The organism is Limnohabitans sp. TEGF002 (assembly GCF_055395845.1).
The window spans coordinates 2,016,655-2,042,597 of the sequence record NZ_AP029224.1; the positions used below are offsets into that span (position 1 = coordinate 2,016,655).

Annotated in this window: 24 protein-coding genes and 1 pseudogene; 15 read left to right on the forward strand and 10 right to left on the reverse strand. The window is 56.3% G+C overall.

Translation table 11 applies throughout. The features are described from left to right. Nucleotides 1-17: 17 nt before the first annotated feature. Both ACZ5SR_RS09970 and ACZ5SR_RS09975 read right to left on the reverse strand, forming a co-directional pair. Nucleotides 18-1,205 (reverse strand): substrate-binding domain-containing protein, encoded by a 1,188-nt coding sequence (locus tag ACZ5SR_RS09970; protein WP_464448572.1) that lies wholly within the window; start codon nt 1,203-1,205, stop codon nt 18-20. Between the two features lie 205 nt (nt 1,206-1,410). Next, on the reverse strand, nt 1,411-2,916 hold the full coding sequence (locus ACZ5SR_RS09975; protein WP_464448573.1) for a sigma-54 interaction domain-containing protein: 1,506 nt from the start codon (nt 2,914-2,916) through the stop codon (nt 1,411-1,413). Nucleotides 2,917-3,213: 297 nt separating this feature from the next. Here ACZ5SR_RS09975 and ACZ5SR_RS09980 point away from each other — a divergent pair, with 297 nt between their 5' ends. The 3 genes from ACZ5SR_RS09980 to ACZ5SR_RS09990 all read left to right on the forward strand — a co-directional run bounded on the left by ACZ5SR_RS09980 (nt 3,214) and on the right by ACZ5SR_RS09990 (nt 7,279). Then, nucleotides 3,214-4,479: a tyrosine-type recombinase/integrase gene (locus tag ACZ5SR_RS09980; RefSeq protein ID WP_464448574.1), complete on the forward strand. Its 1,266-nt coding sequence runs from the start codon at nt 3,214-3,216 to the stop codon at nt 4,477-4,479. Between the two features lie 749 nt (nt 4,480-5,228). After that, a complete protein-coding gene (locus tag ACZ5SR_RS09985) occupies nt 5,229-5,789 on the forward strand; it encodes a hypothetical protein (protein WP_464448575.1) in 561 nt (186 codons plus the stop codon). A 224-nt stretch (nt 5,790-6,013) separates the two neighbouring features. Beyond that, nucleotides 6,014-7,279, forward strand: a complete 1,266-nt coding sequence (locus ACZ5SR_RS09990; protein ID WP_464448576.1) for a hypothetical protein — start codon at nt 6,014-6,016, stop codon at nt 7,277-7,279. 39 nt (nt 7,280-7,318) lie between these two features. On the opposite strand, the gene ACZ5SR_RS09995 is transcribed toward ACZ5SR_RS09990, so the two are convergent. Together ACZ5SR_RS09995 and ACZ5SR_RS10000 are read right to left on the reverse strand one after the other, a co-directional pair. Further along, entirely contained in the window at nt 7,319-7,720 is a 402-nt protein-coding gene (locus ACZ5SR_RS09995; protein ID WP_464448577.1) for a hypothetical protein, read from the reverse strand. A gap of 25 nt (nt 7,721-7,745) precedes the next feature. Continuing rightward, nucleotides 7,746-7,991: a YHYH domain-containing protein gene (locus tag ACZ5SR_RS10000; RefSeq protein WP_464448578.1), complete on the reverse strand. Its 246-nt coding sequence runs from the start codon at nt 7,989-7,991 to the stop codon at nt 7,746-7,748. Between the two features lie 479 nt (nt 7,992-8,470). Here ACZ5SR_RS10000 and ACZ5SR_RS10005 point away from each other — a divergent pair, with 479 nt between their 5' ends. Next, on the forward strand, nt 8,471-8,695 hold the full coding sequence (locus ACZ5SR_RS10005; RefSeq protein WP_464448579.1) for a helix-turn-helix domain-containing protein: 225 nt from the start codon (nt 8,471-8,473) through the stop codon (nt 8,693-8,695). A 467-nt stretch (nt 8,696-9,162) separates the two neighbouring features. Further along, a complete protein-coding gene (locus ACZ5SR_RS10010) occupies nt 9,163-10,284 on the forward strand; it encodes a tyrosine-type recombinase/integrase (RefSeq protein ID WP_464448580.1) in 1,122 nt (373 codons plus the stop codon). A gap of 19 nt (nt 10,285-10,303) precedes the next feature. Here the strand turns inward: ACZ5SR_RS10010 and ACZ5SR_RS10015 are convergent, their stop codons facing one another. Next, nucleotides 10,304-11,317, reverse strand: a complete 1,014-nt coding sequence (locus ACZ5SR_RS10015) for an AAA family ATPase (RefSeq protein ID WP_315227267.1) — start codon at nt 11,315-11,317, stop codon at nt 10,304-10,306. Between the two features lie 123 nt (nt 11,318-11,440). Between ACZ5SR_RS10015 and ACZ5SR_RS10020 the strand changes: the two genes are divergently transcribed. From ACZ5SR_RS10020 to ACZ5SR_RS10055, 8 genes are all read left to right on the forward strand, one after another. Further along, on the forward strand, nt 11,441-11,806 hold the full coding sequence (locus ACZ5SR_RS10020; RefSeq protein ID WP_464451041.1) for a helix-turn-helix transcriptional regulator: 366 nt from the start codon (nt 11,441-11,443) through the stop codon (nt 11,804-11,806). A gap of 299 nt (nt 11,807-12,105) precedes the next feature. After that, nucleotides 12,106-12,855 carry a hypothetical protein gene (locus tag ACZ5SR_RS10025; protein ID WP_315227283.1) on the forward strand — a complete coding sequence of 250 codons (750 nt, stop codon included), beginning with the start codon at nt 12,106-12,108 and terminating at the stop codon, nt 12,853-12,855. 263 nt (nt 12,856-13,118) lie between these two features. Then, the gene (locus ACZ5SR_RS10030) at nt 13,119-14,066 is read left to right on the forward strand and encodes a chromate resistance protein ChrB domain-containing protein (RefSeq protein ID WP_315227306.1); all 948 of its coding nucleotides are present in this window, start codon (nt 13,119-13,121) and stop codon (nt 14,064-14,066) included. Then, the gene (locus tag ACZ5SR_RS10035; RefSeq protein ID WP_104801750.1) at nt 14,063-15,232 is read left to right on the forward strand and encodes a chromate transporter; all 1,170 of its coding nucleotides are present in this window, start codon (nt 14,063-14,065) and stop codon (nt 15,230-15,232) included. The genes ACZ5SR_RS10030 and ACZ5SR_RS10035 overlap by 4 nt, the downstream gene beginning before the upstream one ends. Next, on the forward strand, nt 15,232-15,681 hold the full coding sequence (locus ACZ5SR_RS10040) for a c-type cytochrome (protein WP_161499782.1): 450 nt from the start codon (nt 15,232-15,234) through the stop codon (nt 15,679-15,681). Before ACZ5SR_RS10035 ends, ACZ5SR_RS10040 begins: the two co-directional genes overlap by 1 nt. Next, nucleotides 15,678-16,067 carry a hypothetical protein gene (locus ACZ5SR_RS10045; RefSeq protein ID WP_104801748.1) on the forward strand — a complete coding sequence of 130 codons (390 nt, stop codon included), beginning with the start codon at nt 15,678-15,680 and terminating at the stop codon, nt 16,065-16,067. Before ACZ5SR_RS10040 ends, ACZ5SR_RS10045 begins: the two co-directional genes overlap by 4 nt. Before the next feature lie 33 nt (nt 16,068-16,100). Beyond that, nucleotides 16,101-16,553 (forward strand): chromate resistance protein ChrB domain-containing protein, encoded by a 453-nt coding sequence (locus tag ACZ5SR_RS10050; RefSeq protein ID WP_104801747.1) that lies wholly within the window; start codon nt 16,101-16,103, stop codon nt 16,551-16,553. A gap of 6 nt (nt 16,554-16,559) precedes the next feature. Continuing rightward, complete coding sequence (locus ACZ5SR_RS10055) at nt 16,560-17,600, forward strand: DMT family transporter (RefSeq protein WP_315227314.1); 1,041 nt, start codon at nt 16,560-16,562, stop codon at nt 17,598-17,600. Between the two features lie 203 nt (nt 17,601-17,803). Here ACZ5SR_RS10055 and ACZ5SR_RS10060 read toward each other — a convergent pair. The 5 genes and pseudogenes from ACZ5SR_RS10060 to ACZ5SR_RS10080 form a co-directional block, all read right to left on the reverse strand. Next, a pseudogene (locus ACZ5SR_RS10060) lies at nt 17,804-18,096 on the reverse strand (addiction module antidote protein). Nucleotides 18,097-18,191: 95 nt separating this feature from the next. Beyond that, a complete protein-coding gene (locus ACZ5SR_RS10065; protein ID WP_108326952.1) occupies nt 18,192-20,012 on the reverse strand; it encodes an acyl-CoA dehydrogenase C-terminal domain-containing protein in 1,821 nt (606 codons plus the stop codon). 2 nt (nt 20,013-20,014) lie between these two features. Continuing rightward, complete coding sequence (locus tag ACZ5SR_RS10070) at nt 20,015-21,325, reverse strand: acetyl-CoA C-acetyltransferase (protein ID WP_104801860.1); 1,311 nt, start codon at nt 21,323-21,325, stop codon at nt 20,015-20,017. Between the two features lie 8 nt (nt 21,326-21,333). Further along, the gene (locus ACZ5SR_RS10075; RefSeq protein ID WP_158270139.1) at nt 21,334-22,248 is read right to left on the reverse strand and encodes a MaoC family dehydratase; all 915 of its coding nucleotides are present in this window, start codon (nt 22,246-22,248) and stop codon (nt 21,334-21,336) included. A 1-nt stretch (nt 22,249) separates the two neighbouring features. After that, complete coding sequence (locus ACZ5SR_RS10080; protein WP_464448581.1) at nt 22,250-23,650, reverse strand: 3-oxoacyl-ACP reductase; 1,401 nt, start codon at nt 23,648-23,650, stop codon at nt 22,250-22,252. Nucleotides 23,651-23,713: 63 nt separating this feature from the next. Between ACZ5SR_RS10080 and fabR the strand changes: the two genes are divergently transcribed. Then, on the forward strand, nt 23,714-24,391 hold the full coding sequence (gene fabR / locus ACZ5SR_RS10085; protein ID WP_104801857.1) for an HTH-type transcriptional repressor FabR: 678 nt from the start codon (nt 23,714-23,716) through the stop codon (nt 24,389-24,391). Between the two features lie 7 nt (nt 24,392-24,398). After that, the gene (locus ACZ5SR_RS10090; protein ID WP_233250061.1) at nt 24,399-25,730 is read left to right on the forward strand and encodes a D-alanyl-D-alanine carboxypeptidase family protein; all 1,332 of its coding nucleotides are present in this window, start codon (nt 24,399-24,401) and stop codon (nt 25,728-25,730) included. Nucleotides 25,731-25,943: the final 213 nt, after the last annotated feature.

Below are 25,943 nucleotides of genomic sequence, written 5' to 3' on the forward strand. Positions count from 1 at the left end.
CGACAATCGTGTCTCGATCAGCGTTTGTTGCGGATCGGCACGTTCATCTCTTCAGGCTTGATCTCGCGGATCAGCTCAGGTACGCCCCAGGCAAACGCCGGATCGATCTTGATCTTGAAGTGGTACATGCTCTGCATGGCTTGGTGGTCTTCCTTGCGGAAGGTCATCTTGCCCTTGGGCGTGTCAAAGCTCATGCCCTCCATGGTGCTGATGAGCTTGTTGGTGTTCGTGTCGCCATTGGTTTTCTTCAAGGCCGTCACCAAAGCCATGGCCGAGGAGAAGCCGCCTGCAGTGAAGAAGTCCGGTGGTGACTTGAACTGTTGGTAATGCGAGGCCACCATGGCATCGTTCACCGGGTTCTTGGGCATGCCGAAGTAATAGTAAGCCGCGCCTTCCATGCCGGGGAACTGCTTGTAGGCCACCATCGCGGGGAGGATGTTGCCACCCGTGGCGATCTCGATGCCGTAGCGCTTCAAATCCATGTCGGCGATCTTGAAGGGGTTGCCACCGGCCCAGATGATGAAGATGATCTTGCGGCCAGGCAAAGCCTTGAGCTTGTCGATCATGCGCTGAGCACCGGCCGTGAAATCGGTGGTGGCGGGTGGCAGGTACTCTTCGTGCACCAGCTTGGCTTTCTTGACCGAGTCCTTGAAGGCCTTCACGCCATCACGGCCAAAAGCCGAGTCTTGCGCCATGGTGACGATGCTCACACCGTCTTTGTCCACGGCCACAGCGTTGGCAATCGCGTCCTGGCTGCTGTTACGGCCCGTGCGGAAGATGTATTTGTTCCACTTCTCGCCCGTGATGGAGTCCGCCACTGCAGGCTCAACCAGCAAAATCTTTTTGTACTCTTCGGCCACAGGCAGCATGGCCAGTGCCACGGGCGAGGCGGTTGGGCCCACGGCCAGGTCCACTTTGTCGTCGCCATAGGCAGCGGCCAAGAGGTTTTTACCCAGGTCAGGTTTGCCCTGGTCGTCTTTTTCGATCACCACTATCTTGCGCCCCGCCACCTCCATGGTGCCGCCGGTGGCGTAGCTCAAACCCATCATCAAACCGGTCTGGGTTTGCTTGCCATAGGCCTCCAGCGGGCCGGTCTTGCTGTAAATATGGGCGATCTTGATGTCTTTGCCCTGGGCCATAGCAGCCGGAGCCAAAGAAGATGCCACCGCCAAGGCGGCCAAAGAAATGAGGTGTCGACGGAACATAGGGGTCTCCTGTTGGAATGGTCATGCGCTTGTCACCCATGTCTTTGTGCACAAGCCGTGCCAGAAACGTCCAGCACCACCCCCATCCTAAACCCTTGTCAACACTCGATATTTTTTGGCAGTCAAATCAGCAACTGCAAGTATGCATTTTTTAAATACACATCAAATGATCAATAAAAATACATATGATCAAAATATATACACATCACGGCAAGCGCAGGTAAAGCTTCGCACGCGAAACGCCCAGCATTTTGGCGGCTGCAACTTTGTTGCCGTGGGTGAATTCAAGGGCTTTGGCCACAGCCAAACGCTCCAAGGCCTCCACCTGTTGCGACAGCGGGGCCAACAATGCAGCTGGATCCTGCGAAACCATCGGGAAAATGGCCCCGTGCGCGGATTGAGATTGCATGGGCACCGGTGAAATCTGACTCAAGCCAGACTCGCGCAGCACCATTGCCACTTCCGGTGCATCCATCAAGCCGGTATCGCTGCGCAACAACAATTGTTCCAGAACGTTGCGCAACTCCCGTACATTGCCACGCCAGTTTTGTGCTGCCAACAAAGCCACCGCTTGCGGACTGAACTCCGGATGCGGCAAGTCACTGCGCAAAGCCAGGTCTTCGGCAAGCACCTCGATCAATGCGGGAATATCGCTTGCGCGCTCTCGCAGAGGCGGCAGCCGTAAGGGCAACACATTCAGGCGGTAAAACAAATCCTCCCTGAACTGGCCCGACTGGACCAGTTGGACCAAATCGCGCGAAGTGGCCGCGATGATGCGGGCATCAAATGGCACAAGGCGGTTGGAGCCCAAGGGTTCCATTTCGCCCTCTTGCAAGGCGCGCAAGAGCTTGGCCTGCAAACCCAAAGGCATGTCCCCGATTTCGTCCAGAAACAAGGTGCCACCATCGGCGAGTTTGAATTTACCGTCGCGCCCCTTGCGGTCTGCACCGGTGTAAGCCCCGGGGGCCACACCAAAAAACTCGGCTTCGAGCAATGTCTCGGGCACCGCAGCAATGTTCACGCTGACCAGCGGGCCCTTGGCGCGGGGCGATGAAGCATGAATGGCATGCGCCAACAACTCTTTGCCGGTGCCCGTCTCACCCAGCAAAAGCACAGGACTGCTGGACTGCGCCGCCCTGCGCGCTTGGCGCTTGAGATCGACCACCACAGCACTGGCCCCAATGAAGCTGGCAAAACTGTGTCGAGCCTGGCGCAGCCCCGGACTGGCCCGGCGCTGGACCGCCAAGGCATCTCGCGCCTCGTCCAGCTCACGCTGCATCAAGGAAAATTTGGCCAAAAAGGGTTGCAAATTCGACTGCGCTTGATCAAACAAGACCACGCCCAAAGCCCCAATCACCTGACCAGCATCGTCGTGCAAGGGAAAACGGCTGACCACAAACGTGCCCGCCTTGTTGGTCAGCAAGTCGATCAGAATCGGTTTACCGGTTTCCAAGACCTTTTGCATCTGGGTGTTTTGCACCACCGCTGAGACAGGCTGACCGACAAAGGCCTGCTCATTGGCAAAGCCCAAAGCCGGCAAATAGCGTCTGTATTGGTCATTGATCCAAACCACGGTACCCGAACGATCCACCAGCAACATGCCCTCACTGGCGTAAGCAAAGACATCGAAAAGTGACTTGGCCGCCAGATTCAGGATGCTTTGGGCATCTTTGGGTAGACCCGTCAGGTCAGAAGTTACAGATAAAGGCATGCCTTGATCTTACCCATGCCCTGGGCCAAACCTACAGAATGCCTCCACAGCAAAGAGTGATCACGAATTGGACGAGTGCGACACCCGAGGGCGGCTGACGTCTCCGTAAAGCGACTTGCGTCTCCGCTTACGTGACGTGCATCCACATAGGTCTACATCAACTCAGCAGTGTTTCCCTGTGCAGCGGTGAAGCCAGTGCTGGTTCGGTGCCGTCTTGGTTGCTCATAGTCATGTGTGCATCGCCCTGATGTGTGGATTGGGAGTGGTAACAGTTTTCAAACTTACAAAGGAACTGTCATGACCAAATCAACCGACATACGCACACTCAAAGGACTTGATCGACCAACGCGTTTCACCATTCCAGACACCAAGGGACTGCATCTATGGGTGCGGGATGATCTCAAAAAATATTGGGTTTTTAGGTTTACTGTCGACGGCAGGAGGCATGACACTGGTCTTGGGTCTTTCCCCGAAATCACTCTCTCTGATGCAAAGCACAAAGTCGCCAAGCTGCGAGGGTTACTTGCCAACGGGATCAACCCAGCTGAGTTGAAACAGCAGCAACGAGAAGCAACAAAGCAAAAAAACAAGGTTACGTTCGCAGAATATGCACGAGACCACATTGATCGGATGTCTCCACAATGGTGGAATCACAAAAGTGAAAAGCAATGGATCAATACGCTCACAACCTATGCCCTCCCCGTCATAGGAAAGCTCGACCTAGATGCGATAACTACGGAGCATGTTTTAAGAATTCTTGAACCGATTTGGACCACCAAAAACCAAACATCCTCACGCTTACGTGGCCGCATCGAACGAATCATGGGTGCAGCGATAACCCAAGGCTTGAGACAACAATCAAATCCAGCCATGTGGAAAGGACACCTAGAGCACCTGCTCCCTGCTCATCGAAAATCAAACAAGCATCATGAAGCACTGCCCTACACCGAAATACCTGAGCTCATGGCCCACTTGTCAAAAGTTCAGGCTATGTCCTACTTGGCTCTACAGTTCACCATATTGACAGCAGCCAGAACTGGCGAAGTTCTTTTTGCAGAGTGGAATGAAGTCAAGGATGACGTCTGGGTTATTCCAGCTCATCGAATGAAAGCTAAGCGTGAGCATCAGGTCCCACTTTGCAGCCGCGCCTTGGAATTGCTTAAAGAAGCTCACTATCTGGGCAAGGACTCGACTTTCATTTTTAACAACTACGGCAAACCACTTTCATCGATGGCTATGCTGATGGCGATCCGAAGGTATCGAAATGGATTAACGGTACATGGGTTCCGAAGTTCATTTCGGGATTGGGTTTCTGAAGAAACCACTCACAGCAGCGAAGTAGCAGAAATGGCCCTCGCACACACCATAACGAACAAGGTGGAAGCAGCCTATCGTCGAGGCATACTGCTTGAGAGACGGCGCGCCTTAATGCTTGACTGGGAAAAGTTTTGCTTGTCTGGCCAATCCACACATCAGGGCGATGCACACATGACTATGAGCAACCAAGACGGCACCGAACCAGCACTGGCTTCACCGCTGCACAGGGAAACACTGCTGAGTTGATGTAGACCTATGTGGATGCACGTCACGTAAGCGGAGACGCAAGTCGCTTTACGGAGACGTCAGCCGCCAATCTGCAAGGCCTCATACGGATCAAGAAGGTAACAAATGAACTTTACCACCTGATTTACCACTCAAGGGCATAACGGACTCCGTTTCCGCCAAACCCTGTGGCTTCATGCGAGATTCCGATAGTCTTGTGTGAAATTACCACTTAAATAACCACGAGTGCTTCACTGCCTCGTGGTTTTTTTTTGACTTGATGTTTCAGTTTATGCGAGCCAGCGCCAGCGCCTGGATGTAGATCGACCACACACTCGCATAAAAGGTCACTTGTGAAAAGATCACCTTACGCGGTGCTTTGGCTCTGAAGGTAGGGGGGAGGGGTGAGGCTGTCAGAGTTGCTTTTGTAGCTACCTGTTCCGCTCACAAAAAGGGGCTTAGCTCAGTTTTTTGACTAGGCTAGTTGCGTCAAGCTCAAACTTGAGTGGCTTGAAAAAGCGTATTTATTTATTAAAAATTGACAATATCAACAAAAATTGATAAAATAATAGTGTGAGTATATTTTATGCATCAGCCAGCCTTATATCGGCGATGCCTCTAACTTGTGCCCTCTAGGGCGCAATATCTGACACCCAAAAATTCACTGCAGAAGCTGGAGCCAATCTAGCAGCACCTGCACCTTCAGTTCGTGGCCTCTTCACGCTGAAGGAACCTCCTCCCTTCGTTAATCCAGCCCTCCGGCGTCATTCATGGCCCTCGGAGAGCTTTGCTTTGGAGCTTTAATTTTGAAATATTTGACCGCTATTCACCCTACTTGGCTAGAGCCTGTTGTAACCGTCCGGCTCAATTCCCGAACTGACAAGACCAAGCTATCCGAGGCAATCTATCTGGCTGAAAAGTATGAATGCATCGGGATCATCTCAAACTATGCCAATCCTATGACAGCTGAGTTTGAACGATATGAGGATTCAGGGATCATCAAGGGCTTCGACGTCCCAGAGAGACTCAAGACCGATGAACTGATCGACAAACTGACATCACTTCAAGTCAGAGGTAAAGACAAAAAACCAAGGTACATGAACCACAACAGCTTGAAGAACCTGAGGCCAGCAGCTAGGTTTAAGGCTGGGCACAAACATCACCGTAAGTCTTCGATCCCTGCGGAGTCAGTCCTTAAAGCTATTGAACTCAGGGATCAAACCATGCCTTGGCGTGCTATTGGTGACTGCCTTGGTCTGAACTTTGAGACAGTGAGGTCTGCGGTAAGAAAGTATCAGCAATCTACTGGTTTAACAGGCTTAAACACGTAGGCAGGTACTAGGGCCTTCAGGGGAGCTTTCAAGGTTTAACAGGCCTTGAAGGTGGGCCGCAGAAGGTTCCTACAACACTATGAATAACAGCAATTAAGTTAGAAATATCAACAAGTTAAGTACTTGAAGTATGTACCTCACAGTGGACTATTTGTAGTAGTAATACACATACAGAGAAGAGAGTACATAAATCAATTTCTACAGCTATATAGGGAACCAGTTCGATGACACATGACCATACGGCTGCCGCGTGCACCGCTGCCCAATCCATCCCATATTCGGAACCAACAAAGCAGAACGCCAAATACATCTGCTACTTGACCCTCAGCGACATTTATGGCCCAAGGGATGAGATTACAGAAGTTCTAGACCAGATTTGTGCCGGCATTCCTCGGCGAAAGCATGAAGACAAGCGATCGGTGCGCAGCAGCGCAAGACTGATTCTCGCCAACATCGTTCACTGCATCTATTCCAGATCATGGCTGACCGTGCCAAGCAAAAAAACTGGCTATGTAAATGGCCAGTACCTTCGAGATCAACTTTTCATGTCACATCAAGCGACCATGGATGTGCTGAACAGACTGATCGACATGGAATGGCTGTCCGATCGTATTAGCGGGAACAGCTATCAACATGTATCGACGATGTACCGTCCGTCCGAACTAGCAGAACAGCATTTGTTTCGTTGGCTGTACCTTGTACAGAAGCCATTCAATGACGAATACCTATTCGCCAGCTATCGCGAGGAAGGAAACAAGGGCGCAAAAAAGAAGATATTTCTTGGATCGAGGGCTGCCGCCAATGACCTACGAAACATGAAAGTTATTAATGACCACCTGAAGGAGCAGTCTTATGCCCTTCACGGTCCTCAGCGTCTAATCTACCTTGAGGAACCAGATATGCCAGTTCAAGGTGGGCGTGTATATATGGACCTGCAACGCCTGCCTGACAAAAGCGCCAAGGTTCGTCTAAACACTCTCATCAATGGACAGCCTGTAGTCGAGATTGATCTGAAGGCTAATCACCTTCGGATGGCTGCCGCATTGTTCAAAGAGGAACTACCAACTGATCCCTATGAGGAAATTGTCAAAGTAACCGGCTACAAGCGCGATGTGGTCAAGTCAGCCATCAATCGTAGTCTTGGAAGTGATCATGCTGGTCGTGTCCTTCACGGGGCACGATACGACGAGGACATGCCAATCGACAATGACACATTCAAAGCGATCACTACTGAGACAAGAAGAATCTATCCATTCGTCCCCTTTAACGAAGGCATTGGTGTCATGCTGCAAAGCCTAGAAGGGCAAATAATGATCAATGCACAGCTTCAGCTGATTGAGCTTGGCATCACAGCCCTACCAATTCACGATGCGTTGATGGTCAACAGCGGAATGATGGTTCAAGCTGCCGCCGAGCAGGTGCTGAAGGAATGCTGGGCCGAGCAACTGCAAGTTAGCTTCTATCCCGCTGCTGAAACTGACTCGATCTGATGGGTGTGAAAAGTGCTGGCTCGGCTACGCCGGGGTCAGTTACTCGCAACCAAAGCGTGGTTTTTCAAAGCCAATAACAGTCCAAGCCGCAGGCCCTTCGATGTCTGCTCTAGTTTTTCTTGCAATCAAGACATAGTTACAGGAGCTTGTACCAACGTAACTTGGAGAGCTATATGTGTTGGCGAACATCTGGTTGCCTACAAGAGTGCCGGAGGTGAAGGAGCTACCCGGAATCACATAGCTAGAATTTTTTGACCACATAAATGCTCTCTGGTCTGCTGAAACATCGTACGAACCTACAGGCATTCCATGCTCGGAAATAACTGCGGTAATTGGCCTGCCTACATATCCACCCATGATCTGAGAAGCGCACCCAGAAATAAGCACAACTCCAAGGATGAAGCAAAAAGAGAAGATCGTTTTAAGGTCTATTTTTTTCATACCGTATTTTTATTGAAAGCCAATATTAACAGCCGTTGTAGTTCTTCCGCCCACTCGGAGTGATTGTGTAAGTACCACCTCTTGGGCCAACATGGCAGGTGGGGTCGGGTGAAGGCCTCTGAAGGTTGCCCGGTTGCTCTTTTTTAGGAGCTGCGGCAGGGGCGCGATGGCAGTGGTAGTCACCTGTTTTACGATTGTGATGGCAACCTGACGTGTCCAAGCCTCCCCCATGAGCAAATACAACTGCTGGCAGGGCAAACAGCAAAACCAAAATCAGAGCTTTTATTTGCTGCTCCTAAACGTCCATGGGGCCACTGGGTGCTCATCTTGCCAAAGTCACACATGCGAATTATGAGCTGCGGCCTCAGCGTCTCTGTACGCCTTTCAATCTTATTGAGTCACTTAATTGCACCTAGTTTCGTATGCTTTAAATAACTGACTGTAGGTTGTTATGCAATTAGTTGGCCGCGGTGCTTGGTATACGTTTTGTTGTGATCTTTGAAGACTCTGCTCATGCATGCGCTGATTCAGTTGCTGAGTCTGTTGATTCATTGCGTCGCCAGCGGACTGCATTCCTGAACCTATGCCTTCCCAAAGCGCACGATTTTGAGGTGTGTCAGCGCATCCTGTTAAGAGTCCAAAACAGCAAATTAGAAGCATTCTTCTCATAAATTCCTCGACTTTTTAACCTACCAAAATTCAATGATATCCCATTATGGGATATTCTAGAATAAGATTCAACATGCTCCGATGCAGTTGGTCAGAGACAGAAAACAAAGATTAAGGGAGCTACTCAAAGAAGCTCGGCTGGATAGCAAACTACGCCAAGTTGATGTTGCTGAAAGTCTCGGGAGACCACAATCCTATGTCGCCAAAGTTGAGAGCGGCGAACGAACTCTCGATTTCATTGAAGTTATCGACTACTGCAAGGCTATACAGCTTGACGCAACTAGCCTAGTCAAAAAACTGAGCTAAGCCCCTTTTTGTGAGCGGAACAGGTAGCTACAAAAGCAACTCTGACAGCCTCACCCCTCCCCCCTACCTTCAGAGCCAAAGCACCGCGTAAGGTGATCTTTTCACAAGTGACCTTTTATGCGAGTGTGTGGTCGATCTACATCCAGGCGCTGGCGCTGGCTCGCATAAACTGAAACATCAAGTCAAAAAAAAACCACGAGGCAGTGAAGCACTCGTGGTTATTTAAGTGGTAATTTCACACAAGACTATCGGAATCTCGCATGAAGCCACAGGGTTTGGCGGAAACGGAGGGATTCGAACCCTCGATGAGGCTCTACACCCCATACTCCCTTAGCAGGGGAGTATGTGTAAAAGGAAAAACTCTACATAAAACGAACAAATTCATAGGCTTATAGAATAATTTACTTTCATAATTGACAAAAACCCACAGAAAACCCACAATCGTGGAAATTCTTAAAGGTTTACACATGACAGCACGAGAGTTCTCAGAAGATGGCGTCAGCAAGATCGTGCTGAAGTCTGGTCAGATTCGGTTCGAAGCACGAATCAATCGGAGCGGCGAAAAGTCAATTCAAAAACGCTTCACGAAAAAAAGTACCGCAATAGCTTGGCGCGAAGAACAACTCAAAACCCTAGCTAGGGGCGCCCCCATCACAAACGGCAAAAAATTCACAATTGACTCAGTGATTGACGAGTACCTCGCATATCGAGACACCACTAGCCCCATGTCGGGCAACCAGCGAACAGACTTCACCAAAGTAAAGTCCGACCTTGGAAATCGAATCGTTTCAACTCTTGAAAAGCAAACAATTGAAGAGTGGCTGACACTACTGAAAAAAAGCCCTAAGGGTTACTACAAAGATGGAAGGGAAATGACTCCATATGCTGAAGCAACGCGGAGGCGCTTCTTTTTTAGCTTGGTTCAATCGGTGCGATGGCACCAAGAAAAACACGAGTACTACATAAAGCCTGACCTTTTCAAAATCAACAAAAAAATCATGCCAAAGGCTTGGGAGGGGCATCGTGAACGCCGATTTGAAGAAGGAGAAGAACAAGCCCTTTACGCAGCGGGTTTGACCCGAAAAGGCGCTTATACACGCCAAGACTGGGAGGCGATCATTGGATTTGCACTTGAGACGGCTATGCGTGAACAAGAAATCACGCTTGCAAAATTCAGCGACATTCGTAATCATGGTTTCGATTTGGTAATTCCAAAATTGAACTCAAAAACCAAAATAAAACGAACAATTTTTCTATCTACAAAAGCTCGCCAAATCATTGCCTCACAAAAGAAAACTTGCCCTGCTGGCGAAGATCGCATATTTCACCAATTTCCATCTGCTGATGCTGTATGCGAAGCATTCATAAGCCTACGCAAGCGTGCAAAGGTCAAGAATTTTCGTTTTCACGACTTACGACACGAAGCGACGAGCAGGATGTGCGAGGACGAATCAATCAAGTTTGAGGACATTCTCGCAATGACAGGGCACAAATCTTTGGCAACATTTTTAGGATACATGCAAATGAAAAATCGCAGTGAGGAACTTAAAAAATTTCTCGAAGAAGAGGAGTGCAAGAAAAAAATCTAATCTTTCGAAAAAATCTTTCTTAGATCACAAAGCCAATCCCTTTTTTCGGCTTGGTCACTTTTTGAATCACTAGCTCTTGAGCTTGTTTATAAACAGCGCTTCCTATTGCTAGTTGAAGCAGCAATCGTTGACGTCGTGGAGATTCACTTGCTAAAAGCGTAAGACCTTCCTGAGTAAGGATCGGTGCATCAACAGGCAACTTCAAATCTTTAAGCATTTCCTCATACTGTCGTATCGCAATATCTTTAGCTTGACGAGGTGTCAGATCTGGCACCTCAAAAACGACCACTCTACTCAGCACAGGGGCAGGGATTCCAGCTAGCGTATTAGCCGTAAACACGAAGTTAACTTTTGATAGGTCCAACTTCAACTCTGGCAACGAAAGATCACCAAAGGACCTAGCCGTTGTAGGCTCGAGCAACTGCAATAGTGAGTTGACAACAGGATATTTAGAGTCTTTATCGTCAGCTTTGTCCAACTCTTCCATAGCGAACATGCCATTAGCAAAGTCAGATCTTGCGAGCCAACGAAGTAGCATTCCGGGTTGCGCATTGGACCATCCCCGAGCTGTTCCTACTAATTCCATGGACGCTTGCGATGTTTCCAAATTCACACGCTCAAAATCGAGGTGAAAAGCCTCAGCAAGTGCGCTCAAAAATAAAGTTTTTCCGACACCGGGACTACCTACAAAAACCGTAGGTGGTAGCTGAAGACTTGCTTTTCGGACATGGGAAAGTGCTAGCGATGGCAGCAAAAAATCATTGATGTAATCTGAAAAATTCGGGAAACGCACTTCTAGCTCGCGGCACTTAGCAAGATAGTCATCCCGAACGATCATTAGCTTTCTCAGCGGCCCACTCTCATCGAGTTTCAGAAGTTGACTTCGCGTCTCTTCATTCAACCCACAATTCATACTCGTCAGATTTTTGGCATCGAACAACTGGTGCGCGTTAACCGCATCAAGCGACAATTTTCTAAGCTTAGCTGTCGCCATTTCTCTTTTTTTTATCTCGCCCAAATTCACTTTTAACATTTTCGCCTCCACTAATTACAGGATAGGGCTGGTAGACAAAAAAGGCAAAATTTTGATTGTGACGATACCTAAGCAGCGCAATACAAGGCTAAACGTCGCCTTAAACTGAAATGCTTTGAGCTGATAGCAAAAGCAACTCTAGAACGCAAACAAATCAGAATTCAGCATTTCAACCGTCAGACAGGCATTACTGTTGAACGAATCATCTCGCCTCAACAAATGGTGCACTATCGGGATAACTGGTATGTCGACGCATGGTGTCACCTTCGCAAAGAAATCAGAAGCTTTGCTGTAGATGCCATCACCGAGTGCGAACAACTGATCGAAGACGCAAAAGAACTTGATGCCGAACAGACTATTACACAATTGATTACAAAAAACGCAAAATTTGTGTTCTGTGAATTTTGTCCCAGCACAGGCCCATTCACTGAGCCTGGCTCTGTATGTCCATCCAGCCCTCATACCCTCCCCTTCAGCCACATGGCATGACATCAAAGCTGCGGTATGGCCGTGCCAAGCCGAAAGTGTGGGATTTGCAGCGGAAGCGGAGATGCGGGGCATGAAACGGAACGGAAATACGCTGACTCTGCTTGCGGGAGCTGGATCTTGGCAAAACACTCTACGAAGAGCGAATACACAAGCAACACGCTCCGAGAGACCGTCTGAGTCAGCAGACGCAACCTGCTAAAAAAATTCAAGCTACACCCTATAAAGCAGGGAAAAGTCGGCGAATACACCTCCATGGACCTCGCGCATGTTGCGCCATGGCCGTAACAAATGGAGTTCACATGCCTAAAAGTAAAGATACCTTAGACGCCGCCGAGTGGGGCAATTCTGCAAATATTGAGATGATCGCGATCGATGAAGCCCTCTCCGCCCCTAGTCCGAATCCTCGTTCGCCTGCATTTGCTGTTCAAGAAATATTCAGAATTGCAAAAAGCTATGGGGGAGAAGATCAAATTTTCATGACCAAAGAAGCGTTCTTAGTCATGTTTCCAAGGCTTAAAGGAACGTTTTACAAGGGAAAAATGAGCTGGGATAGCACTCGCTCGTGCTGGAATTTGCAAGATGGTCCAACTGTTGATGCATCGAGGATTCAGGCAGATGTGCTGCGTTGGTACGTCAACGCTTGGGACTTCAGTAGACACACGCGTGACCCGGAATTTCAATATCCAGAGGATCAAGAATTTGGACCGTCAGGTGAAGGCGTCGATAAGCTATTTCACGCATTGATGCCACTCTATGGTGAGTTAACGCGCCGCATCTTTTTTGATAGAGAGTCGAGCCGCTTCGGCTATTGCGACGTGTACAAAGCAGATGGCACTGATAAGTACGTTGCCGAAATCGGCTTCTTCGACGACACAAGAACTCATCGCATACAGTTCGGTGCGCAGCCGTTTTGGCAGCTTGAAGGTTTGTCGGTACCAGCTCTACTTAGTAAGTACAACGTCCTAAGCTACAGAGTGCACAGTATCTCGGCGCGAAGATCAAACGTCAAAAAACAAGTGGCACATAGCGACTCGCCTACGTTCTTCTAATTGCTGCACAGACTATTCGATCGCTCGTCTCAGCCGAGCGACCAGATTGCAGCGGTTTCTGCCTGTCGTGAATGCCTTAACGAACTTCAGCTTCCGGCCATAAGCGGTCAGCCGTGATGATTGCCGATGGCCGTCATTCGCAGCCCATGTGCTCCCACATAGCGGTCATCTGAAGCCACCCAGGCAACCGGGCAACCCTTCTCTGCTGATGGGGATGATATAAGTTTGTAGTGTTTTATTCATAATGTAGAATAATCTACATTATGAATTGGCTCTGCTTCATCACCAGCCTACCCACAGAAAACGCCACCCTGCGTCAACGTGCCTGGCGGGCCCTCAAGTCATCCGGTGCCTCTGTGCTGCGTGATGGCGTCTATTTGCTCCCTGACTTGCTCGGCAATCGGTCTCTTTTGGATGGCATCGCCCAAGATGTGTTGTCGGGTGGCGGAACGGCCATGGTGCTGGACACCGTGGAGCCGTCCGGGGCTAATTTCAAAAGCCTGTTCAACCGATCTGAAGAGTACGCCGCCCTTTTGGCTGAGCTTGCCAAAGCCGCAGGCGATCTGACCCCTGTTTCGGTGCAAGACGTTCTCAAGCAAGTCAGAAAGCTTCGCAAGTCTTTCGATCAACTCAGCCAGATTGACTTCTTCCCCGGACAGGAGCGGGCCCAGGCCGAAACCGCGCTGCTCGAATTGGAAGGCGACTGTGCCCGCTTGATTTCTCCCGATGAGCCGCATGCCGCCGTCGGTGCCATTGCCTCGCTGAGCATTGCCGACTACCAAGGGCGTACTTGGGCCACTCGTGCCAAACCTTGGATGGACCGGCTGGCCACCGCTTGGTTGATCCGCCGTTTCATTGACCCCAAGGCACGCATCCTTTGGCTCAAGAGTCCCAAAGACTGCCCCAAGGACGCCTTGGGATTTGATTTCGACGGGGCTACTTTCTCACATGTCGGATCGAAGGTGACATTCGAGGTTGTTGTTGCCAGCTTTGGCTTGATGGAGCCAGCGCTCCAACGTCTGGGCCTGTTGGTTCACTACCTGGATGTGGGCGGCGTGCAGCCCCCTGAAGCCGTGGGCGTGGAAGCCGCGCTTGAAGGCCTGAGTAGCACGATCACCGACGACGACCAATTGCTCACGCTGGCCAGTGCCATCTTCGATGGTCTGCTGACCACTTTCCAGAAACCCACCAACAAGGGAGTGAAGGCATGACCGATACCAAGAACCTGACCCCTTACTCTCTTTGGCAACTGACGCTTTACTTCCTGAGACTTGGAACTCTAGGCTTTGGTGGGCCAGTGGCGCTGGTGGGTTTCATGCACCGCGACCTGGTGGAAGAGCGCAACTGGATCACCGAGGCGGACTACAAGGAAGGCTTGGCCTTGGCACAGATCGCACCTGGACCACTGGCTGCCCAATTGGCCATCTATCTTGGCTATGTGCACCACCGAATTCTTGGCGCAACGGTGGCTGGCTTTGCTTTTGTGCTGCCATCTTTTGCCATGGTTGTAGGTTTGGGCATGGCCTATGTGTCTTATGGCGGCTTGCCTTGGATGCAGGCAGTGTTTTATGGGGTAGGTGCTGCGGTGCTGGGCATCATGGCCATTGGCGCACACAAACTGTCCACCAAGAGCATCGGCAAGGACAAACTGCTGTGGGCAATCTTTGGTGTGCTGGCCGCAGTGACCATCATCACCCAGTCTGAAATCGCTTGGTTGTTCATTGCAGCAGGGCTTCTGGTCTGGGTGATCCGTTGCAAGCCCACCTTCGGCAACAAAGCCATGGGGCTGGGTCTGGTGCCCCCAGTCGATGCCGCCCAGCTTGCTCCTGTGGTGCTTGATCCGGCCTTGTTGACGCAAATCGGTCTGTTCTTTGCGAAAGCCGGGACCTTCGTCTTTGGTTCGGGTCTGGCCATTGTTCCCTTCCTCTACGCGGGCACTGTGACCGAGCACCATTGGTTGACCGACCGCCAGTTTGTCGATGCCGTGGCCGTGGCCATGATCACACCGGGTCCGGTGGTCATCACAACGGGCTTCATCGGCTACCTGGTCGCAGGATTGCCCGGCGCGGCCATGGCCGCAGCAGCGACTTTTCTGCCGTGCTACCTCATCACCATCGTTTCAGCACCTCATTTCAAGAAGTGGGGCAAGAACCCCTCGGTGATCGCCTTTGTGGATGGCATCACAGCAGCTGCCATCGGGGCCATTGCAGGCTCGGTGGTGGTGATCGCGCAGCGCTCCATCAGTGACATCCCAACCGCACTGCTTGCCCTCAGTGCCACTGCACTGCTATGGAAGTTCAAGAAGATTCCCGAGCCGGTACTGGTTATTGGTGCTGCCCTGATCGGATTGGCCATCTATCCTCTGGTGAGCCATTGATGAAAACCGCAATTAACCTGTTGGTCTTGAGTGGTGCTTTATTGCTCCAAACCAGCTTCGCTCAAGACCGCAAGATCGAGCAAGCCATTAAGCATCGTAAGGCGGCGTTCACCTTGATGGCGACCTATGTGAATCGGATGGTGCAGACCGTAGAGGGGAACCGACCGTTCGATGTCAAGCAGATGGCCCAAGATGCCAAAGCGGTCGAATTGCTCAGCAAGCTGCCATGGGAGGGGTTTGTCGAGGGCAGTGAACGGGGTGAGACCCGCGCCAAAGATGACATCTGGTTTGAAGATGAGAAGTTCAAGCGGTATGCCAACGACCTGCAAGTCAAATCGGCTGCGGTGACAGTTGCCGCCGAGTCCGGTGATCTCAAAAGATTCAAGGCAGCCGTTAGTCCAATGCGGGATGCCTGCAACACCTGCCATAAGGCGTTTCGCAAGGAATGACCGTGTATCGCCCGCGCTGGATCGCCGTGCTTTTGCTGATGGTCTGTTCAGTGACTTGGGCCACCAAGCCATTGCCGGGCTGGAAAGCATTGGGATCGTCTGAAATTGAGGACTTGTTCAAGGGCAAAGTGCTTGGAGATGGATTCCATTACAGCTACCGATTCCAGACCAATGGCTCTCTCAGCGGTGTCGAAATGGCCAAGGATGTGCGAGGCACTTGGGCGGTCGAAAAGAAACTGCTCTGCCTCCATCGGGAAAAGCCTCGACGGTTCACCGAATGTTTTGAAGTTCACGCCAATGGTCGCGACATCAACATGTTGGACCGTGGAGGCTTGGTGTTCCGGGGGAACCTGCTTGACCTTGAGCCAAGCCAGCCAATCCATTGACCCTGTGTCGGTCAGTAATCAGGAGGTTTGATCATGAAATGGATCACACGCGAGCGCCCCAAGATCGACCGAATTGCCTGCCCATGGCTGATCACGCGATTCATCGACAAGGACGCCGAATTTCTCTACGTTCCCGCCACGGATGTGCTGCGCCTGTCCAGTGAAACTGGGGCCACACCCTATGACATTCCGGGTGTGGCGTTTTCTCATGTGGGCGAGCGGTGCAGCTTCGATGCCTTTTTGTTGGCGTACAAACTGGAGCAACCCGCGCTCAAGCAGTTGGCTGGAATCGTGCGCGGTGCGGACACCTCACGACTGGATTTAACGCCCCAGTCTCCAGGCTTGTATGCCATCTCACTGGGTCTGTCTGAAGTCTTCAAAGACGACCACGAAATGCTCAAGCACGGCTTGGTTATGTACGATGCGCTGTATGCGTGGTGTTGCCACTGCCAAGGTGAATCCCACAACTGGCCTCCCAAAATGTAATCTCCCGTGAATCAGCGCGTTATCTTTGCCATTGCTGCCGCCGTTTTGTTCGGTGCCAGCACACCGCTGGCCAAACTGCTGGTGGGCGATGTTTCGCCTGTCCTACTCGGTGGCCTGCTCTATCTGGGAAGTGGTGTTGGGTTGGGGCTATTCCGAATGCTGCGTGACAAGGCTTGGAACCCATCAGGACTACAGGCTGGTGACTGGCCTTGGCTCCTTGGAGCCATCTTCTTTGGGGGTGTCTTAGGTCCCGTGGCCTTGATGTATGGCCTGACGACGGTATCAGGATCGGCTGCTTCTTTGATGCTCAATCTGGAGTCGGTGCTGACCGCAGTCTTGGCATGGGTGGTGTTCAAAGAGAACGCCGACAAGCGCATCGTCTTAGGCATGCTCGCCATCGTGGTTGGAGGGGCGGTGCTTTCTTCGCAGCCTGGAGGCGCTGGCAGCTCCTCCCTTGTTGGTCTTGCTGCCATTGCCATCGCATGCCTGTGTTGGGCCATTGACAACAACCTAACCCGCAAGGTGTCGGCCTCTGACGCGGTGTTCATTGCCAGTTCAAAAGGTTTATTGGCCGGATTGGTGAACTGCGCCGTCGCCCTGGGGATGGGGGCCAGCTTTCCCGCAGTTCAGACCTCTTTGCTGGCGATGACTGTGGGCTTGCTGGGGTACGGCATCAGCCTGGTGTTCTTCGTCTTGGCCTTGAGAGGATTAGGGACTGCTCGCACGGGGGCTTACTTCTCAACCTCACCGTTCATTGGTTCTGCTGTTTCATTGCTGTTCCTCGGGGAAACTGCAACAGCCTCGTTTTGGCTGGCCTCAGCACTTATGGCCCTGGGTTTATGGCTTCATCTGACCGAGACTCACGAGCATGAGCACACGCACGAGCCACTTGAACACTCACATGCGCATACACATGACGAGCATCATCAACATCAACACAACGCGAGTCTGGATTTGACAGAGCCACATGCCCATTTGCATCGACATTCATCGCTCACTCACAAGCATCCGCACTATCCTGACATTCATCATCAGCATTCGCATTGATGCACCGTCTGATGGCCTAGGTTTTTGAGGACAGTCAACGTCCGCTTTGATCAATTGCCTAAGTCCAAGAGTGTCTGCTTAGCTGAGTTCCCGATGACAGCTAAGGGTCGGAAGCTGGCATTGGACCGGCTTGGGACGAGCGACAGCAACCAGCCTTTACAGGGCATGAGCCACAAACGCTCCTACCCCAACACCCATCACGCTTACCCCGCCTGCATGGGCTGTGCGTGGAGCTGGATGCCCAGCGCCGCCGTGACTTTCAGGATCGTGGCAAAGCTGGGGTTGCCCTCCCCTGACAACGCCTTGTAGAGGCTGTCCCTGCCCAGGCCCGTACGCGCGAAAGTTGCGACATGCCCTTGGCCCGGGCAATGGTGCCCAGGGCCTTGGCAGCATCATCCCCTGCCTCTTGCAGGCAGGCCTCCATATAGAGCGCCATGTCCTCTTCGGTCTTGAGGTGTTGGGCGCTGTCCCATTTCCGCAGTTTGAGTGCAGTCATCGGTTACCCCTTCAGTTGGCGCATAGATCGTTTTTATGGCGCTCTGTATCCATTGAGATACATTGCTGTCCATGCCGCCAAGCGGTGAAGCGGGTTCAACCCGCCATCGCCGCCACCGGCATCTGCAGCAGCGTGCTGGCCGGCGCCAGCGCCATGCGGTGGTGGGCGTCGGCGCGGGGCAGCAGGCGTTCAAAGTAGAACTGCGCGGTTTGCAGCTTGGCCTGGTAGAACGCCGCTGACTCTGGCCCCTGGCCGCTGTGCAGGGCCTGCTCGGCGCGCTGGGCCATCAGCGCCCAGTGGTAGGCCATCATCACGTAGCCGCAATACATCAGGTAGTCCACCGACGACGCGCCCACTTGCTCCGGGTCGGCCTTGGCCTTGAGCATGAGGCGCAGGGTGAGCGTATTCCATTGCACGGCGCGGCGCGCCAGGGCGCGGGCCATGCGGCCACGCAAGCCCCCAGCCAGCAGGCCCGGCCGGGCCAGCACCCACATCTGGGCGGTGAAGTCGCGCACGCACTGGCCGCGCGTTTGCAGCAGCACCTTGCGCCCCAGCAGGTCCAGCGCCTGGATGCCGGTGGTGCCTTCGTACAGCGTGGCAATGCGGGCATCGCGCGCGATCTGCTCCATGCCATGCTCGCGGATGTAACCGTGCCCGCCGTACACCTGCATGCCCAGGTTGGCGGCTTCCAGGCCCATTTCGGTCAAAAAGCCCTTGAGGATGGGGGTGAAGAAACCCAGTTCGCCGTCGTGGCGCTTGTAGCCGGCCTGGTCGCCGGCCCAGGCAGCGGCAAACATCTTGTCGGCCAGTTGCGCGGCGCCGTAGATCATGGCGCGGCCACCTTCGGCGATGGCTTTTTGGGTGAGCAGCATGCGCCGCACGTCGGGGTGCCAGACGATGGCGTCGGCCACCTGCTCGGGCTCCTTTTTGCCCGAGAGCGCGCGCATGGAACGGCGCTCGCAGGCATAGGCCAGCGCGCCCTGGTAAGCCAGCTCGGCATGGGCCACGCCCTGGATGGCGGTGCCGATGCGCGCGGTGTTCATGAAGGTGAACATGGCCTCCAGCCCCTTGTTCGGTTCACCGATCAGGGTGCCGATGGCGCCGTCGAAATTGAGCACCGCCGTGGCACTGGCGCTGATGCCCATCTTGTGCTCGATCGAGCCGCAGTGCACCGCGTTGCGCGTGCCTAAAGCACCACCCTCGCCCACCAGAAACTTGGGCACGATGAACAGCGAAATGCCGCGCGTGCCGGCGGGCGCCTCGGGCAGGCGCGCCAGCACGATGTGCACGATGTTGTCGGTCAAGTCGTGCTCGCCGCTGGAGATGAAGATCTTGGTGCCGGTGATGGCGTAGCTGCCGTCGCCCAGCGGTTTGGCCTGGGTCTTGACCTGCGCCAGGTCAGAGCCGCACTGCGGCTCGGTCAGGCACATGGTGCCGCCCCACTCGCCCGCCACCAGCTTGGGCAGGTACTGCTGGCGCATGGCCTCGGTGCCGTACTGCAAGATGGTGTTGATGCAGCCGATGCTCAGACCGGGGTACATGCTGAAGGCCCAGTTGGCCGTGCCCATCATCTCGCTCTTGAGCAGGTTGAGCGACACGGGCAGGCCCTGCCCGCCGTAAGCCGTGGGGAACGACAGGCCCTGCCAGCCGCCCTCGACGAACTGCGCATACGCCGCTTTGAAGCCCTTGGGCGTGGTGACCTCGCCCGCCTGAAAGTGGCAGCCCTCTTCGCCGCCCGAGACGTAGAGCGGCGCCAGCACCTCTTCGCAGTAGGTGGCGGCGGCCTCCAAAATGGCGTCCACCACCTCGGGCGAGGCGTCTTCGCCGCTGCCCAGCGCGCGGTAGTGCGCCGGGTAGTCGAACACCTCGTTCATCACAAAGCGCATGTCGCGCAGCGGGGCTTTGTAGTTCAACATGCTCATTTCTCCAGAATGGCCACGACGCCCTGGCCGCCAGCGGCGCAGATGGAAATCAAACCGCGCCCGCTGCCTTTTTGCGCGAGCAGCTTGGCCAGCGTGGCCACAATGCGCCCGCCGGTGGCGGCAAACGGGTGACCGGCGGCGAGCGAGCTGCCGTTCACATTGAGTTTGCTGCGGTCAATGGCGCCCAGCGGCTGCGCCAGGCCGAGCTTGTCGCGGCAAAACGCCGGGTCTTCCCACGCCTGCAGGGTGCACAGCACCTGGGCGGCAAAGGCTTCGTGGATTTCATAAAAGTCGAAGTCCTGCAGCGTCAACCCAGCGCGCGCCAGCATGCGCGGCACGGCGTAGGCGGGGGCCATCAGCAGGCCTTCTTTCTTGGCCGGGTCGGGGTTGAAAAAGTCCACCGCCGCCACCTCGCTGAACGTGAGGTAGGCCAGCACCGGCAGACCACGCTCGGCCGCCCAGGCTTCGCTGGCCAGCAGCACGGCCGAGGCGCCATCGGTCAGCGGTGTGGCGTTGCCTGCCGTCAGCGTGCCCTGGCCGGGCGCCACCTTGCGGTCGAAAACCGGCTTGAGCTTGGCCAGCTGTTCAGCGTTCAGGCCCTGGCGCAGGTTGTTGTCCTGCTTCACGCCCAGGAAGGGCGTCATCAGGTCGACAAAGAAACCTTCGCCATAGGCGCGCGCCAGGTTGTGGTGGCTTTGCAGGGCCAGGGCATCTTGCGCTTCGCGCGTGATGCCCCATTCGCGGGCCATGAGTTCGGCGTGTTCGCCCATCGACAGGCCGGTACGCGGCTCGCCGTTGCGCGGCAGCTCGGGCTGGAAGAACTGCCCCGGGCGGATGCGCAGCGCCCGCTGCAGGCGCTGCCAGGGGCTGCGCGCGCGCGAAACATCGAGCAGGGTGCGGCGCAGTTGGTCATTGACGGCGATGGGCGCGTCCGAGGTGGTGTCCACCCCGCCGGCCACGCCGCATTCGATCTGGCCCACCGCAATTTTGTGCGCCACCAGCATGGCGGCCTCCAGCCCGGTGCCGCAGGCCTGCTGCAGGTCGAAGGCCGGGGTCTCGGGCGAGAGCGTGGTGGAGAGCACGGCTTCGCGCACCAGGTTGAAGTCGCGCGAATGCTTCATCACCGCGCCTGCGGCCACGTCGCCCAGGCGCTGGCCATGCAGGTTGAAGCGGTCCACCAGGCCTTGCAGCGTGGCCGTGAGCATATCGAGGTTGGAGGCGCGGCTGTAGGCGGTGTTGGAGCGCGCAAACGGGATGCGGTTGCCACCCACGATGGCGACGCGACGGAGGGTGCTGTTGGGGGTCATGGTGGGGCTCAGGAAATGGTGGGTTGATGCGCGGGTTCGGCGCGGAGTTCGGAACGCAGATGGACCTGCTCGCCGCGTGCGTCGCGCACCTCGAACACGGTCTGGCCTGTACTGGCCTGCGCCTGCCAGAGCGAGGCGCGTGTCGGCAGCAGCACGGGCCGCTTGAACACGGTGGTGAGCGAAGCGGCTTGCAGCACAGTGGCCGGCGCGGCGGCTTGCAACAGGGCCAGCGCGCGCGCCTGCGTCCACAGGCCATGCGCGATGGCGCGCGGAAAGCCGAACAAGCGCGCGCTCAGCGCCGACAGGTGGATGGGGTTGTAGTCGCCCGACACCGGGGCGTAGCGGCGGCCGGTGTCGGCGGGGGCGTCGAATGCACCGGCCTGGGTCAGGGCGAGTTCCGGCCCCACGGCGCCGTTGAACGGTGCGCCCACGGGCGACTTCACGCCCAGGCGCAGCAGGGTTTGTGTGGCCTGCCAGACGCATTGGCCATCGCCCTCGCCATCTGACTCGCGTAGCACGCGCAGGTGCAGCGTGAACACCTGCCCCTTGTCGTGCGCCAGCAGCTCGCCGCTGCTCAGCTCCACCCGCACCGCATCGCCTGCGGCCAGCGGCGCATGCTGGGTGATGGCGTTGGCCAGGTGCACCGTGCCCATGGCAGGCCAGGGGCAGGCGGGCGAAGTCATGTAGGTCATGACCAGGGGGAAAGTCAGCATCTGCGGGTAGGTGAGCGGCGCTTGCGCACTCGGGGCAAAACCGCAGACCTCGGCGTAACGCGCCAGGTGCGCGGCGTCGACCACGACGCGCGGCAGCACCAGCGTGACCGGGGCCAGCGCGCGCACCGGCCCGGGGCGCTTGAAACTGCTGGCCAGCGCACGGGCCAAGTTGCTCAGCGTGCTGGCGGGTGTGATGTTCTGGCGCTGCACCTTAAGCCCCCAGCAGGCTTTGGCCGCACACGCGCACCACCTGCCCATTCACGCCCTGCGAGGCGGGGCTGAGCAGCCAGGCGATGGTTTCGGCCACATCGACCGGCTGGCCGCCCTGCCCCATGGAATTCATGCGCCGGCCGGCTTCGCGGATGGCCAGCGGGATGGCGGCGGTCATTTGCGTTTCGATGAAGCCCGGCGCCACCGCGTTGATGGCCATGCCGCGGGGCAGGCGCGGCGCCTGGCTGTGCACCAGGCCGATCACGCCAGCCTTGGAAAACGCGTAGTTGGTCTGCCCCAGGTTGCCGGCAATGCCCGAGATGGACGACACGCACACCAGCCGTGCCTGGGGTTGGAGCGCGCCCCGCTCCAGCAAGGCCTGGTTGATCGCCTGCTGCGCCACCAGGTTGACCTGCACCAGCGTCTGCCACAGGTGCGGCGGCATCTTGGCGATGGTCTTGTCGCGGGTGATGCCGGCGTTGTGCACCACGCCGTCCCAGCCGCCGTCAGCCAGGGCCGCCTGGGCGATCTGCCCGGCGGCCGCCGGATCGGCAATGTCGAGCGCCAGCGCGCGGCCCTGCAGCCGCTCGGCCACGGCCTGCAAGGCGTCCTGGGCCTGCGGCACGTCCAGACAGACCACCTGGGCGCCATCGCGCGCCAGGGTTTCGGCAATGGCCGCGCCAATGCCGCGCGTCGCGCCGGTCACCAAAATCTTTTTGCCCGCCAGCGGCTGCACCCAGTCGCTCGGGGCCGGGGCCTCAAAGGGTGCCAGCCGCACCACCTGGCCCGACACATAGGCGCTGCGCGGCGACAAAAAGAAGCGCAGTGTGCCTTCGAGTTGCGCCTCGGCTCCCGGCGCCACATAGACCAGTTGCACCGCAATGCCGCGCTTGACCTCCTTGGCCAGCGATTTCACAAAACCTTCCAGAGCGCGCTGTACCGTGGCCTGCTCGGCAACCGGGCAGGCTTCGGGCGGGCGGCCCAGCACCAGCACGCGGCCGCAGCTTTGCAGTGAGCGCACCGCGTCGTGGAAGCACTGGTACAGCGCCTCGGCCTGGGCCACGGTGGCCAGGCCGGTGGCGTCAAACACCACGGCCTTGAGGGGACCGCCCGGCTGCTCGCCGGTGCTCCACAGCCCGCTCATCAAGCCGGCCTGGTTGGCCATCGCGGTCCAGCCCTGCACGCTGCGGTGCGCCACGGTGGCGGCCCGCATGGCGCGGAAGGCAGCCAGCAGCGCGGGCAGCAGTTCGGGCGTACCACCGGCGCCGACCAGCACGTCGCCAGCAACCACCGGTTGGCCGGCTTCGAACCGCTCGAGCGGCACGGGACGCGGCAGGCCCAGCATGCCGGCCAGGCGCGCGCCAAAGGCCGAGTTGGCAAAGTTGAGGTAAGCGTCGGACATGGACAGGGCTCCTTTGTTTGTGTACGATCGTACACCGAAAAACCCAAACCGCCAAATCCGTCCATGCCGAACGCCCGTCCCGACACCCCCGCCCCCGCCACGCCCGAGCCGCCGCTGAGCCGGCAAGACCGCAAGGACCTGACCCGCCAAAGCCTGGTGCAGGCCGCGCTGCGGTTGATCGGCGAGGGACGCAGCTTCACCAGCCTGGGCATCCGCGAGATCGCGCGCGAGGCCGGCATGGTGCCCAATGCGTTTTACCGGCACTTTCGCAGCCCAGACGAGCTGGGCCTGAGCCTGGTGGACGAGGTGGGGGCCACGCTTCGCGGCCTGCTGCGCCAGGCGCGCCAGCCGAGTTCGGCCCAGACCAGCGTGGTGCGCCAGTCGGTGCAGGTGTACCTGCAGTACGTGCGCGACAACCGGGTGCTGTTCCGCTTCATCTCGAGCGAGCGCGCGGGTGGCAGCCGGGTGCTGCGGCTGGCGATCCGCCACGAGGTGCAGCGTTTTGTGGACGACACGGCACGCGACCTGGCGCCGCTGGAGGCCTACCAGGGCCTGTCGCAGGCCAGCCTGCACATGGTCTGCGGCCTGATGGTCAACACCCTGCTGGCCGCCGCCCCCGAGGTTCTGGATCTGCCCGCCGACGAGCCTCAGTCCGAGCAGGCGATGGTGCAGGACTTCGTGCAGCAGTTGCAGATCATCTTGCTGGGCGCGGCCAGCTGGCGCGAGGCAGAGCGGCGCTGAAGCGGCGGTGACTGCCAATCGGCAGCCATCCCAAGAAACCCGCCCCCAATCCGCGACAATCGATGCTCTACCGAACCACACCCTGCAAGCCAAGACTTTCTCTCTTCTCCCCATCGCCCTGGCCATCGCTGTGGGCACCCTGTTGCCCAGCTCGGCGTCCTTCGCGGCCAAACACCCCGCTGCCGCCAAGCCTGCAGCGCACAAAAAGGCTGCGGCCGCCGCAGCCTCTGCAAACGCCCTGCCGCCTCTGGCCGCCCAGACGGCCCTGGCCGACAACCCGCCGGCGCTGCCTGCCAAGGCCTGGCTGCTGATGGACTTTGACTCCGGCGAGGTGCTGGCTTCGGCCAACGCCGACGAGCCGCTGCCCCCCGCATCGCTGACCAAGATGATGACCAGCTACATCGTCGAGCAAGCGCTGCGCTCAGGCAAGCTCAAGCAGACCGATCTGGTCACAGTCAGCCAGAACGCCTGGTGCCGCGGTTCGGGCACCGAGTCGTGCATGTACCTGCCGCTCAATAGCCAGGCCACCGTCATTGACATCCTGCGCGGCATTGTCATCCAGTCAGGCAACGATGCCTCCAAAGCGATTGCCGAACACATGGCCGGTTCAGAGGCCGGCTTTGCCAAGCTGATGAACGCCGAGGCCCAGCGCCTTGGTATGACGTACACCCAGTTCGTCAACCCTACGGGTCTGCCCGATCCGGAGCACAAGTCCTCCGCGCGTGACCTCGCCATACTGGCGCGCGCCATCATTCGCGACAGCGCCGAGTACTACCCCATCTACGCCGAACACGATTTCAAATACAACGGCATCAAGCAAGGCAACCGCAACGCCCTGCTCTACACCGACCCCACTGTGGACGGCCTCAAGACCGGCCACACCGCTGAGGCCGGTTATTGCCTGGTCACTTCGTCCAAGCGCAACGATATGCGCTTGATCTCGGTCATCCTCAACACCCACAGCGCACAGGCACGAGCCGACCACACGCGCACGCTGCTCGGCTGGGGCTTTGGCAGCTTCGAAAAAGCTGTCCCGATCCAGCCAGGTGCAGTGGTCACAACGGCCAAGGTGAGCTTTGGCAAGGCCGACACCGTGGGTGCGGTCCTGGGCGCGCCATGGATGCTTACCGTGCCACGCGGCCAGCAGGTGCAGGCCACGGTGGAACTGAAACCGGGCCTGGAAGCGCCCGTGGCCAAGGGCGCCGTGGTCGGCAAGGTGGTCGCCACCTCGAACGGCAAGCCGCTGGGCGAAACCCCGCTCGTGGCGCAGGCCGATGTGGAGCGCGCCGGTCTGTTGCTGCGCACATGGCAGTACGTGGCCAAGTGGTTCGGCAAGTGATGGCTTGAACGCAGCGGAGGGCTGACGCGGGGGACCTCTGCGGTCCCTTGGTTCTTAACGCATACCGACAGGCCACAGGCTGGCAGCTGAGGATATCGGCGTCGCAACGGGAACTATCGTTGGCTCAGACCTGCTGGCTGCTACCGGCCAAAAGCGGACGATGCTGTTGTTGTATCAATCTGTGATTTAGGCTGGTTGTAGTCACTCGCGGTA